The organism is Pedobacter cryoconitis (assembly GCF_014200595.1).
Taxonomy (GTDB): Bacteria; Bacteroidota; Bacteroidia; order Sphingobacteriales; family Sphingobacteriaceae; genus Pedobacter; species Pedobacter cryoconitis_C.
The window spans coordinates 613,960-626,713 of record NZ_JACHCG010000004.1; the positions used below are offsets into that span (position 1 = coordinate 613,960).

12 protein-coding genes and 1 pseudogene are annotated in these 12,754 nt (G+C 39.2%); 3 read left to right on the plus strand and 10 right to left on the minus strand.

Annotated elements, in window-relative coordinates; translation table 11 throughout:
• Positions 1-44: 44 nt before the first annotated feature.
• From HDE70_RS22425 to secA, 5 genes are all read right to left on the minus strand, one after another.
• Positions 45-845, minus strand: coding sequence for a hypothetical protein (locus HDE70_RS22425; protein ID WP_183891867.1), 801 nt, complete (start codon positions 843-845; stop codon positions 45-47).
• Between the two features lie 11 nt (positions 846-856).
• Complete coding sequence (locus HDE70_RS22430; protein WP_183891868.1) at positions 857-1,789, minus strand: hypothetical protein; 933 nt, start codon at positions 1,787-1,789, stop codon at positions 857-859.
• Positions 1,790-2,977 (minus strand): M20 family metallopeptidase, encoded by a 1,188-nt coding sequence (locus HDE70_RS22435; protein ID WP_183866140.1) that lies wholly within the window; start codon positions 2,975-2,977, stop codon positions 1,790-1,792.
• Between the two features lie 8 nt (positions 2,978-2,985).
• The gene (locus HDE70_RS22440) at positions 2,986-3,408 is read right to left on the minus strand and encodes an SPOR domain-containing protein (RefSeq protein WP_183866141.1); all 423 of its coding nucleotides are present in this window, start codon (positions 3,406-3,408) and stop codon (positions 2,986-2,988) included.
• Positions 3,409-3,488: 80 nt separating this feature from the next.
• On the minus strand, positions 3,489-6,800 hold the full coding sequence (gene secA, locus HDE70_RS22445) for a preprotein translocase subunit SecA (RefSeq protein ID WP_183891869.1): 3,312 nt from the start codon (positions 6,798-6,800) through the stop codon (positions 3,489-3,491).
• 242 nt (positions 6,801-7,042) lie between these two features.
• Here secA and purD point away from each other — a divergent pair, with 242 nt between their 5' ends.
• The 3 genes from purD to HDE70_RS22460 all read left to right on the plus strand — a co-directional run bounded on the left by purD (position 7,043) and on the right by HDE70_RS22460 (position 9,364).
• Positions 7,043-8,317 (plus strand): phosphoribosylamine--glycine ligase, encoded by a 1,275-nt coding sequence (gene purD, locus HDE70_RS22450; RefSeq protein ID WP_183891870.1) that lies wholly within the window; start codon positions 7,043-7,045, stop codon positions 8,315-8,317.
• A 152-nt stretch (positions 8,318-8,469) separates the two neighbouring features.
• Complete coding sequence (locus tag HDE70_RS22455) at positions 8,470-8,640, plus strand: hypothetical protein (protein WP_183891871.1); 171 nt, start codon at positions 8,470-8,472, stop codon at positions 8,638-8,640.
• Positions 8,603-9,364 (plus strand): hypothetical protein, encoded by a 762-nt coding sequence (locus HDE70_RS22460; RefSeq protein ID WP_183891872.1) that lies wholly within the window; start codon positions 8,603-8,605, stop codon positions 9,362-9,364. Before HDE70_RS22455 ends, HDE70_RS22460 begins: the two co-directional genes overlap by 38 nt.
• A gap of 107 nt (positions 9,365-9,471) precedes the next feature.
• Here HDE70_RS22460 and HDE70_RS22465 read toward each other — a convergent pair whose 3' ends face one another.
• From HDE70_RS22465 to HDE70_RS27170, 5 genes and pseudogenes are all read right to left on the minus strand, one after another.
• Complete coding sequence (locus HDE70_RS22465) at positions 9,472-9,894, minus strand: transposase (protein WP_260161873.1); 423 nt, start codon at positions 9,892-9,894, stop codon at positions 9,472-9,474.
• 92 nt (positions 9,895-9,986) lie between these two features.
• A complete protein-coding gene (locus HDE70_RS22470; RefSeq protein ID WP_183891873.1) occupies positions 9,987-10,613 on the minus strand; it encodes a hypothetical protein in 627 nt (208 codons plus the stop codon).
• The gene (locus HDE70_RS22475) at positions 10,600-11,286 is read right to left on the minus strand and encodes a hypothetical protein (RefSeq protein WP_260161876.1); all 687 of its coding nucleotides are present in this window, start codon (positions 11,284-11,286) and stop codon (positions 10,600-10,602) included. Before HDE70_RS22475 ends, HDE70_RS22470 begins: the two co-directional genes overlap by 14 nt.
• A 57-nt stretch (positions 11,287-11,343) precedes the next feature.
• Positions 11,344-11,433, minus strand: a pseudogene (locus tag HDE70_RS27355) (hypothetical protein); the annotation flags it as partial.
• A gap of 919 nt (positions 11,434-12,352) precedes the next feature.
• Positions 12,353-12,754, minus strand: a 402-nt coding sequence (locus HDE70_RS27170) for a hypothetical protein (protein WP_221302118.1), incomplete at its 5' end; no start/stop codon positions are given.

The following is a 12,754-nucleotide window of genomic DNA, read 5'->3' on the forward strand; positions in this document are numbered from 1 at the left end:
TTTTTTAGGTAAAGCTTTAATGCCTATTCCGTAACGCCTGATTTTTAACGTGGCCTAAACATACCCCTGATCGAATCTTGTATCCGGAATATATCACTCATTCCATATAGCCCAACTGACTCATCCAGATGGTCATTTGAAGGTTTTTCTTCTACGCCAGCAGCAATCAGGTGGACTTGATTCGCGAGGTCTGGCAAATATTTCATGAGATAAATAGCATCAAGAGAAATCCTTGCCACACCATCATTATAGACGGCTCCTCTGGCTTTTACATTCTTTAAGTCCTTTAATTCCGGGACCCGCGTAAAAACCTGATCATAAAATTCTATAATAGGATAATTATTCTGCCCAACCAGACCATGGATATAAGCCGCATAAAACTGACCATCCAATTGGAATGAAATTACATCTTTTGATCTGTAGAAAGTGATACTCTCGCGATGTCCTGGTCTTTTTTTAAGTGGTACCGGATCAGAATTTAAAACAGCCTTAATCTCTTCCGTTTTTCTGAAAAAATGATCACTCAGTACTACACCTTTATTTAATTTATCGATTGCCTTTAATGCCTGCTCAGTAATTGTTTTATCCTTAAAACCATACTTATGCAGTAATACAGCCAATACAAGAATTACTTTTTCTTTATAATAAGCACCAACCTCTTCTTTTCCAGCCTTCAGTACACAATTCCACCGGGACAATAATTTGGGAAGAAAATCAGCCAGCTGCTGTTCCGCAGTTTCAAGTTCCCCATTCATTGACCAGCCTACCAATCTGGCCAGTTCATCATCAATACAGGAGACTACGTTTCCCGCTGCTAGTTTATCTAATATCTGCTGATGCGTCATTCCCTAAAATTCTAGTGATAATCCTTATGTAATATCAAAAAGCTTGCTCTTTCTTCTTTCTTAAAAGGCACATTCCAATTTCCCTGGTACGTAATCTTGGTCGGTAATTTATCCTCTCCAAAATAGCCCATTTCAATATTCATCTGTACATTAAAATCAAACAGCATATTGCTGTATTTCATATCCACATAACGGCCAAGAATTGCAAAATCACGCTTATCAAAAATCGTAACCAATTCCTTGATCATTAAACCATCCTTAGTCCATGAACTCAGATCATTCTTCACACTTACCCTGAAACGGTACACCGGGATTGAATCCAGGTAAGTTCCGCTCTGGAAATTATAATCATAATACTGGCGCATATTTGGCGTAAAAATTTCCGTTTTGCTGCCAATAAAAGGAATCCCCTTTACCGGTTTCCCAGGATTAAAAATCAGTGTTTTTAACTTATCCTTATAACTTGAATTGCTATCACCCTTGCCTCCGGGAGAAGAAGTGGCCGTATTGGAAACCAGATCAGACTTATAAGCATTCATAAAAATGTAATCAAACATTTCTATCGTATATAACTGATACTTTCCATTCTTTTTAAAAACCTTGCCCGTATCCTGTTTAACCAGATACTCCATTCTTACCGGCCCGGAATTGGAATGCTTTATTTTGCGGTAAATCTTTCCATTCACCTTATTCTTTTTATCATAAGTATAAATCCTGTTTTCAGCGATGAAACTATACTTCTTCATCTTTCTGAATGCCGCATAAAAACTCGTATCAGTCGTAATCGCCCTGATAAAAGTCTCTACACTCAATTTCTGAGCAACAATATTTACATTCGAATCCAGCTGGATTGTCTTAAGCGTATCCGGATTAAAACGGGGGATCTCCTGCGCAAAACCTTCAAACCAGCAAACCACTAAAGCAGCAATAAGAAAACCTTTCATTTAGTTCCCCAACTGCTTTAAAGCGATATAAGCCATCAGGCCAGTAGAGATTTTCAACGCATCTTCATCCACATCAAAATTCGGATGATGTACAGAATATTTAGTCCCTTTAGCTTCATTTCCCGTACCTAAACGATAGAAACAAGCATCAGTAACCTGAGAATAATAAGCGAAATCTTCCGCAGCCATCCAGATATCCAGATCAACCACATTTTCTTTTCCTAAATAATCTTCTGCATAACCACGTGCACTAGCCGTTAATTTTTCCTCATTCACTAAAAAAGGATAACCATGCATGATATTAAACTCACAACTGCCACCCATGCTTTCCGCAATTCCTTCAGCCATTTTCTTCATCAAACGTTTTGCTTCTGCACGCCATTCCTCATTCAGTGTTCTGAAAGTTCCTTCAAGCTTCACTTCATTCGGGATAATGTTAGTCGCACCATTTGCAATCACCTTTCCAAAAGAAAGTACAGACGGTAATCTTGGATCTGCATTACGGCTTACAATCTGTTGTAAAGCCACAATAATATGAGAAGTAATCAGTACAGGATCGATGTTCTGCTGAGGCTGTGCCCCATGACCACCTTTTCCTTTAACTGTTACATATAATTCATCCGCAGATGCCATATAAATTCCAGAACGGAAGCCCACTTTACCCGCATCTATCCAAGGCATTACATGCTGTCCGATAATACTTGCTGGTCTTGGATTCTCCAATACCCCTTCAGCAATCATCAAACTTGCCCCGCCCGGAAGAATTTCCTCACCCGGCTGAAAAATCAATTTAATTGTTCCGCCAAATTCCGCCTTCATCTCATTCAGAATATACGCGGCACCCAACAAAGAAGAAGTATGTACATCATGTCCGCAGGCATGCATTACCCCCGGGTTTTTCGACACATAAGGCTTATCATTCGCTTCAACAATTGGCAAAGCATCAATATCACCACGAAGTGCAATAACCTCCTCAGACGGCAGATCTCCCTTAATCAGGCCTACTACACCAGTATTGGCCATAATTGTAAAAGGAATCCCCCACGAAGTTAGTTTATCCTGAATAAATGATGAGGTCTGGAACTCCTGAAAAGAAAGTTCCGGATTCATGTGAAGATGCTGACGATAACCTACCACATCCTGAAATATAGTATTTGCTAAATTTTGAATCTGTTCTTTGTTGATCATTTGATTGGCTATAAACGGGGTGCATTGATTTTTTCTCTGAAGATGAACAAAGTCGGAAACGTTGACCTGAGTTCATTCATCAGTCTCTGAGCCTCCAGACGTGTTCTGAAATCGCCCACACGGAGATAATAATTTGGTTCTTTATAAGTAATATAAGTGTTCAGCTTCGGATAAGCCGATTTAAAACGTGCCTGTTCATTAAAAGTCTTTCTCCGGTCCGAACCATAAAACACCTGTACGCGGAAACCCATCTGTGAAACAATTGCTCCGTTTCTGTGTCCTGTTGCCGGTGCTGCTTTCTTACTTAAAGCGATCCTCTTCTCGATCAGACTGTCTACCAGCGGATCTTTCACAATGATCACTTCTCCTCTTTTCTGGGCGAATCCAGCAAAAGAAAAGCAACAAATAATAAATGTAAAAAGTGTTTTCATAGGAAAGGTTACAACTGTGCTAAAAAAAAGAATGCCGATTTCTTTTTACAAAAATCGGCATTCTTTATGTGTATTACAAATTACAATCCTGCACCATGGCAGTTTTTGTATTTCTTGCCGCTTCCACAAGGGCAAGGATCGTTTCTTCCGATAGTAACTTCTTTACGAATCGGTTGTTGCGGAACCGCCTCACGTGTATCCTCAAACTGTACATCACCTGTACTGGTTGAAGAAGCAAACTCAGGTTTTGACAGCTGCAATTTGCTTGGCGCTGGTCTTGGCTCCTGTACCTCTCTGATGTCATCAGCTTCCTGCTGCATCGGGATACCACCTTTATATAAGAAACTTACTACTTCTTTATTAACTGCGTTCAACATGTTTTTAAACAAATTGAAAGCTTCCATTTTGTAAATGATTAACGGATCTTTCTGCTCATAAACTGCATTCTGTACAGACTGTTTTAACTCGTCCATTTCACGCAAATGCTCTTTCCATGACTCATCGATTAAAGCAAGAACGATAGTTTTCTCAAACGACTTCGTTACTTCTCTACCATGATTCGCAATGGCTTTTCTCAATTCCACAGGAACCTGGATACTTCTGATTCCGTCAGTGAAAGGAACAACAATTTGCTCAATATGCTCACCACGTTCTTCAAACACCTGTGTTAATACCGGCATCGCCTGAAGAATGATGTTCTCAGATTTTCTAGCGTAAAACGTAGTTGCTTCTTCAAACAACTTATCTGTTAAAATATGTATACTTCTTGAACTGAATTCAGCTTCAGTAATATCAGTATCCAAAGAGAAGTTTTTGATCACCTCTAATTTGAAACCTTCATAATTACCAGCCTCTTTGTATTCAGAAACAACATCTTCAGCTACATCAAACACCATATTGTTCATGTCTACGTCAAGACGTTCACCGAACAAAGCATTTTTACGCTTTGCATAGATTACAGAACGCTGTGAGTTCATCACATCATCATATTCCAGCAAACGCTTACGGATACCAAAATTATTCTCTTCTACTTTTTTCTGTGCACGCTCAATAGATTTGGTAATCATTGAATGCTGAATTACTTCACCATCTTCAATTCCCATTTTGACCATGATATTAGAAATACGCTCAGAACCGAATAAACGCATTAAGTTATCTTCAAGTGACACGAAGAACTGAGAAGAACCCGGATCTCCCTGACGACCTGCACGACCACGTAACTGTCTGTCTACACGACGCGACTCATGACGCTCTGTACCAACGATAGCTAAACCACCTGCTTCTTTAACACCAGCACCTAATTTAATATCCGTACCACGACCAGCCATGTTCGTTGCAATCGTAACTGTTCCGGCCTGACCAGCTTCAGCTACAATATCAGCCTCTTTCTGGTGCATTTTCGCATTCAGTACGTTATGTTTAATACCACGTAACTTCAGCATGCGGCTTAGCAGCTCAGAAATCTCTACAGAGGTAGTACCTACCAACACCGGTCTTCCTGCTTCTGTTAATTTTACAATTTCTTCTGCAAGTGCATTATATTTTTCACGAACAGTACGGTAAACGTAATCCTGCTCATCCATTCTCTGCATTACTCTGTTTGTAGGTATCTCTACTACATCCAGTTTGTAAATAGACCAGAACTCACCAGCTTCAGTTGTTGCTGTACCAGTCATACCACATAATTTATGGTACATTCTGAAGAAGTTCTGTAAAGTAACTGTCGCATAAGTTTGTGACGCATCTTCTACTTTCACATTTTCTTTAGCTTCAATCGCCTGGTGTAAACCATCAGAATAACGACGGCCATCCATAATACGGCCAGTCTGCTCATCTACAATTTTGATTTTACCTTCATCGATGATGTATTCAACATCCATTTCGAATAAGGTATAAGCTTTTAACAATTGATTTACAGAGTGAACACGCTCAGCTTTGATAGAGTAATCACGCATCAAAGCATCTTTCTGTGCAATTTTATCTTCGCTTTCTAAAGTTGATTTCTCAATTTCAGCAATTTCAGTACCTACATCAGGCAACACGAAGAAATGCTCATCTTCACCAGATTTGGTGATCAGTTCAATCCCTTTTTCAGTTAATTCTACCTGGTTGTTTTTCTCATCGATATAGAAATATAAATGTGAATCTACTTTAGGCATATTTTTCGACTGATCAGCCATGTAGCTGTTTTCAGTTTTAAGCAGGATGTTTTTGTTATTTCCTTCACTTAAAAACTTGATCAGTGCTTTATTTTTCGGTAAACCACGGTGCGCTCTTAATAAAGCTAAACCACCTTCGCCTTCTTCAGTTCCGGTTTTACCATCTGCAATTAATTTTTTAGCTTCATTTAAAGCTTTAGTCACATATTCTCTTTGTGCATTTACCAGACGTTCGATTCTTGGTTTCAGCTCATGAAACTCATGCTGATCTCCAAAAGGAACCGGACCTGAGATAATCAATGGAGTACGCGCATCATCAATTAATACTGAATCGACCTCATCCACCATTGCAAAGTGTAATTTGCGCTGTACCAACTGACCTGGTTCCTGCGCCATATTGTCACGCAGATAATCAAAACCAAACTCATTGTTCGTACCATAAGTAATATCAGCCAGGTAAGCATTTCTACGTTCCTGAGAGTTAGGCTCATGTTTATCGATACAATCTACTCTGATACCATGGAATTCGAATAAAGGGCCATTCCACTCCGAGTCACGTCGTGCCAGGTAATCATTCACTGTTACAATGTGTACACCCTGACCAGCTAAAGCGTTCAGGTAAGCAGGTAATGTACTTACCAGCGTTTTACCCTCACCCGTTGCCATCTCAGCAATTTTACCATTGTGTAATACGATACCACCGATTAGCTGCACATCATAGTGAACCATGTTCCATACCACTGTACTTCCCGCAGCATCCCATGAATTAGCCCAGTAAGCTTTATCACCTTCAATTTTTACGTTAGCTCTGCGTGCAGCATATTCTCTGTCATAAGCAGAAGCCGTAACTTCAAGCGTAGGATTCTCAGCAAAACGTCTTGAAGTTTCTTTCACCACTGCGAAAGCAGCAGGAAGGATTTCCATCAATACAACTTCTAATTCTTTATCTCTGTCTTTTACCAATACATCAATCCGCTCATAAATGGCAGTTTTTTCAGGTAATGATAAATCCTGACCATCAGCATCAGTTTTCAGGGTACTAATTTGAGTATCAATCTCCGCTAAAGATTTGGCTATAATGTCTTTGAAATAGACAGTTTTGTTACGCAATTCATCATTGCTTAAGGCCGAAAGCTTAGCGTATTCTTCATTTATCTTAATGACAAGTGGTTGGATTGCCTTAATATCTCTTTCTGATTTGCTTCCAAAAACTTTGGTTAAAAATCCCAGCATCGTTTTATTTATGTTTTATTTGTTTTAAAATCATCATTTTACAACAACCAAGCCACACCAGTCTACAGGTCACTTTGGCAGTTATCGAGGGATAAAACTACAAAATATCTTGTAATTGTAATGGCTATACCTGCTTTATTTAAGCAGATAAGTACAATTTGTCATCTTGCGGTAATGATTGAATGAATATAATTTAGAAGAGTCTGTCTAAAATTTAGGCAAAGCGTTTATCTTTGCTGAATATGAATATCTTATTATTAGGTTCTGGTGGAAGAGAAAGCGCTTTCGCCTGGAAGATGAGCCAATCTGAGCAATGCTCCAAACTATTTATCGCACCAGGTAATGGTGGAACAGCAGCATATGGTAAAAATGTAAATCTGAATCCGAATGATTTTGCAGCAATCAAAACATTTGTATTAACAGAGAAGATTGAGCTTGTTGTTGTAGGCCCTGAAGAACCTCTGGTAAATGGTATTCATGATTTTTTCCTGGCGGATGATAAACTTGCAGGCATCCCGGTTATCGGCCCTAAAAAAGAAGGTGCTATACTGGAAGGCAGCAAGGATTTTTCCAAAGAATTTATGGCACGCCATAACATCCCTCACCCGGGCTCTAAATCGTTCACCAAAGATACTTTGGCAGCAGGATTAGCTTACCTGGAAACCCACAGCTTACCAGTTGTTTTAAAAGCAGATGGTTTAGCAGCAGGAAAAGGGGTTTTGATTTGTGAAACCGTAGCAGACGCGCAGGCTGAGCTGACCTTGATGTTAAGTGAAGGCAAGTTTGGAAATGCAGGTGCAATCGTAGTGATCGAAGAGTTCTTAACAGGAATTGAATTATCAGTATTTGTATTGACTGACGGTGATAATTATGTGATTTTACCAGAAGCGAAAGATTACAAACGTATTGGTCAGGGTGATACCGGGTTAAATACAGGTGGTATGGGTTCTGTTTCTCCGGTTCCTTTTGCAGATGAAAAATTCTTAAAGGAAGTTGAAAACAGCATTATCATTCCTACTATTAATGGATTAAAGAAAGATAAAATAGATTATACAGGTTTCATTTTCTTCGGACTGTTCAAAGTTGGTGATAAACCAATGATCATTGAATACAACTGTAGAATGGGTGATCCAGAGACTCAAAGCGTTATACCAAGAATCGAGAATGACCTGGTAGAACTTTTCATTGCAGCTTCGAAAAAGCAGTTAAAAGATGTTCAATTGAAGATCAGCCCGAAAAGTGCAGCTACAGTGGTAATTGTAGCAGGTGGTTACCCTGGCGACTATGAAAAAGGTAAAGCGATAACCGGAATTGATAACATCCGCAAATCATTAGCTTTCCATGCAGGAACAATTGCAGAGGGTGGTGTGATTAAAAGTAACGGCGGACGCGTTTTAGCGGTAACAAGTTTACAGGATAACATGTTTGAGGCGTTACAATCAGCAACGGCAGATGCAGCAAGGATATACTTTGACGGGAAATATTTCAGAGAAGATATAGGTTTTGATTTGATGTAAAATCAAAACACAGTATAAGAAAGGCCCGGAATAGTTATTCCGGGCCTTTCTTGTTTTAACAATCCACACAACAAAAAGTAAAATATATTTTATATTTAATTACTTTTATACACCCAACAAGCATAATAATTAATTTAATTATAAAATTCAGAATGATCAAAATAGCTCTCACAATGGCTTTCGCAACTATGATTAGTGTTTCTGCCTATTCCCAAACAAATACAGGTACTGTAACCTCTTTTGTTACGCTCGCAGAAGGTCCTACCAACTATGGTTATATTGGCCGTGCAAACAATTACATCTGCCTGGAATCCACTACCTAATCTACTTACATTAACCTACCAGAGTAAAGATTTTGCTATAGGGGGCTGGGCAAAATCCACTAACAATTGGATGGGGGCTTCTTTGTTCATCAATTCTGACAACGGTAATGTGGGTATAGGAACAACAACTCCAGGATCAAAACTTCATGTAGACGGCGCCACTACCACAAACCTTGTTAGCTTTACCGAAGGATCAACCAGCCTCGGATATTTAGGCCGTGGTGCAACTGTCACAGGCGCATGGGGTCAGTTATCCGACGCACTGGCACTAACTTATCAGGGAAGAGATTTTGTAATCGGAGGATGGGGTAAAACAACGAGCAACTGGATGGGAGCGACTTTATTCATCAACTCTGACAATGGCCATGTAGGTATTGGCACTATAAAACCAGATGCCAAATTAACCGTAGCAGGTAATATTCATGCACAAGAAGTAAAAGTCACTATTGATGCCGGTGCAGATTTTGTATTCCTAAAAGATTATCAATTAAAACCGCTTGAAGAGGTAGGCGAATATATTAAAACTAACAATCATTTGCCTGAAATCGCTTCTGCTGAAGAGATGAAAAAGAATGGCCTGGAACTGGGCCAGATGAATATTAAGCTCTTGCAAAAAATTGAAGAATTGATGCTTTACATGATCGATATTAAACAACAACTAGAAGCTGTAAAGCAAGAGAATAAAACTATTAGAAAGGAAATGTCCCAAATAAAAAGTCAATAAATTAGCAGGACTTCTAAGTTATTTAATAAATTGACTTAAGTAAGAGCAGTAGATCTTATCTACTCGTTGGGGGAATGCTTTACAACTATGGGTAGATTACCATTCCTTCAACTCAGGAATAATCTTGTCTGTAATGGCTGTAAAGTGGCGTGACTGATATCAGTATCGTACATATCCTTAATATGTTTGGAGATATCTCTTAGGCTCATGCCCAAACCATATATACCGATAATCTTCGATTCCAAGCTCTCAGCAAGGATAGTTTCCCTCTTACGGATGATCTTTGGCTCAAAAGTAGCGCTGCGATCCCTTGGGGTATTGATAGAAATAGTCACTGAAAATATTCTGACTTCTTTGTTGGTTTTACCGTTCTTTCGATTGCCGGACAGCCGTTCTTCAGCATCCAGATGGCTATCTAATTCAGCCTCCAGAGCCGAATCCAGAAAGCTTTTGAGTAAAGGAGCAAAAGCACCATCTTTACCGTACAGTGATTTGCCCGAACGCAATTGCTCTAGGGCTCTTTGCTTCATTTGCTCATAATCGAGCTGCTCATCTTTTTTCATATTATAAACAGTGTCTCTAAGTTAACAATTAACTAACTGACCCAGTTTATTTTACACCTTCATTGGCTAAGTAATTTCCTTTTATATAAACGAGTAGTATCTATTGCTTTAATCTTTATTAGTTCTTCAATATCCTTATCTTCTATATTTTCTGTCTTAGCTGGAACAGAAAAAGACAAATACTCATAAGAATAGACATCCTCTGACGTCGTTGCCAAAGCACCCTTACTATATTCCTTTACCTGTTTTGTTATGTCATTATCTCCCTTAATAATTTTTGGATAAAAGCCCTCGTCAAATGTTGTCCTGTTAATATAGCCAATACCATATTTATTAACGAAAAAATCATTTTCTTTTTCATTGGAAACCAGCAACCTAACTTCTCCAACATAATCTTTTGGAATAAAAACAGTATAAGCAGACCTGTATTGACTTACATAATATATCAAACTTATTGCTATTGCGAATATAGATGCGAATGTTCGAGTTTGCCATTTTGAATTCAACATCTTCTTTGCTAAAACCCCTAGTGCGAAACTAACACAGAGCGTAATCAGCAGAAAAAATAAGGTTAAAAACCAAGATGGAAGTATCATCGTTTTTGTTTGCAACATCTGCCTGCCACTAAAAATCAATGAGACTATTCCTAAAAATATAATTAATGGTTGTATTTTAAATTTCATCATTATCGTCTATATAATTTGGAAGGAGCATATTTCGGATAAGAGCTTTTAAAAATCGAATTGTAAAAAGAGACTCCGTGGGTTTTTTCAAAAGAGGGCTGATTGTATTGCATGATTTTAAATCCATTACCTTTAATGTAGCTGAAGGGAATATATTTGTAAAAGAACTAACCCCCAAATTTCCATTAGTAGAGTTATAATTAATATTAAGCTGTTGAGCGACATCCACAATATTATACCTAATTATGTTCAGATTAGCCTCTTCAGCCGTAGAAACACTTGCATGTTGCTCAAATTTCACACTTATCCCTGTTTTTGTTGTCGATTTCGTAAAAAGATTATTACTTCCACCTTCTCCTGGATAAAACCCTCTTGCATCACCAAAAGGCGTATCTCCTAATTTTATAGATTTGGTTGCTGATAAACCTGTGAGCTCTCCATTTTCATTCTCACTTGCTTTTAGTGTTATTGTACTGGTTAATTTATCTCCTGCGGGATCTATTAATCCACCCATTGTTGGACCATCCCAAAGATCTCCATCAATGTAACTATTGAACTCAAATTTTAATGTTTTCCCTAAATAAGTTTCTCCAGACTTTGTAGTGGCTTTATTATTAGCTTTATTATCCCAATATATACTCCCATCATCTCTTTTAACAAAATCATTTACACCCATTCCATCAGGATCTATAAATCGAACAGGATTATTGACTGCATAATTGTAAGGAGACCATCTCCGATATTGCTCTGCAAGCGGATCTACAACATTCCATCTCCCAATAACCGGGTCATAAAACCTCGCTCCATAATCATACTCCCTTATGCAACTTTTTTTAGGTTTGCCGGATTTACTGGCCGCACTTTTTCAGTGCTATAAAGAACTTTCCTTTCCCGTAAAGTTAGTGCTTTATTTGAGTTTACTGGTTGGACTTGTTTGGCTTTTTTTGTTGGAGATTCTACTTTGAAGGTGCGAAACTATGAAAGGCAGTGCTGATTCGTTAGTACATCTGTTACAGCAAAGATAGCCCCGAAAGTAAAGCAGTAAAGGGCTTTCGCGGCATAAACGCTCGTAGCCTTTGCGCTCACAGGCCATTTATTCTACGATCCCTTGACAGCTTCACTTTCTTAGGCTCAAAGTGGCTTAACAAATGAACTACCTGAACCTCTGATGAAAGTGGTGCAATTTGCTCCCTCCAGGGATAAAAAGAGCTTTGGCAGAGCGGAGGATAAGAGCGGCTCTTTTTATCCCTGAGAGGTTGGGCGGGAGCACTGTCCCTGTTTCAAGGTGTACAGGTTGTTCTCCCGACCAGTCTTGCACTGCCACCATCAATGAACAATACCATGCTGCCGCAGGCTTTGCCGCTGACCGACTGGAAGGAGACGGCATATATAAACAAAGGCAAAGGTTGCGTTTTGCAACGATTGCCTACACTGTTTGGCAGTGGAAGCCGATAGCCTGGATACACCTTTTTTTGATGAAAGTACTTTGGCTATGGGCTGGAACGGGAGCGGTGGCCGAGGGGGGACGAGCGGCTATTTAATATAATACCCATTATAATACCAGCACTGGGATTGAACCAAAGTCATGGATTACTCTGCTGCGTTTATAATGTGTATTATGTTATTTAGCTTCGGGCCGGTTCTTCTCCGGCAGCAGAGCGAGCGGAAGGACAGCAAAAGACAGAGAGAAGTGAGCTCTTGCGAGCTGGCTGGATTTTGAGGGACTGGGGCCGTGCGGGGATTTATTTTAGTGGATGGTGTTTGTTTAAAGCCTCTTTCAGGTCTTCCAGGTTACTGGTTTGATAGCGTTCTGTACTGCTGACATATTTATGGCCTGCCATATATTGAACTGTCCGTAAGTCTTTTTCTTTCAACCATTCGGTAATCACGCTTTGACGAAGCTGTACCGCATTTTTATATTTAGAATTCAGTTTACGTAAAGCCTGGTTCAGGTGGTATAAGCTGTTTTTGATGCTTTCACAACCATTCATACTGATGAACAACTGACTGGTTTGTTCAGCTGATTTCATTGTTTTAGGTTTTCTACCTGATCGTTCTGCTATTCTGTTAGCAAAGATTTTAGAACGGGTCACATGGATATATTCATACAGTTCCATGATCTGGAAGGCTTCCAGTTTGAGCGT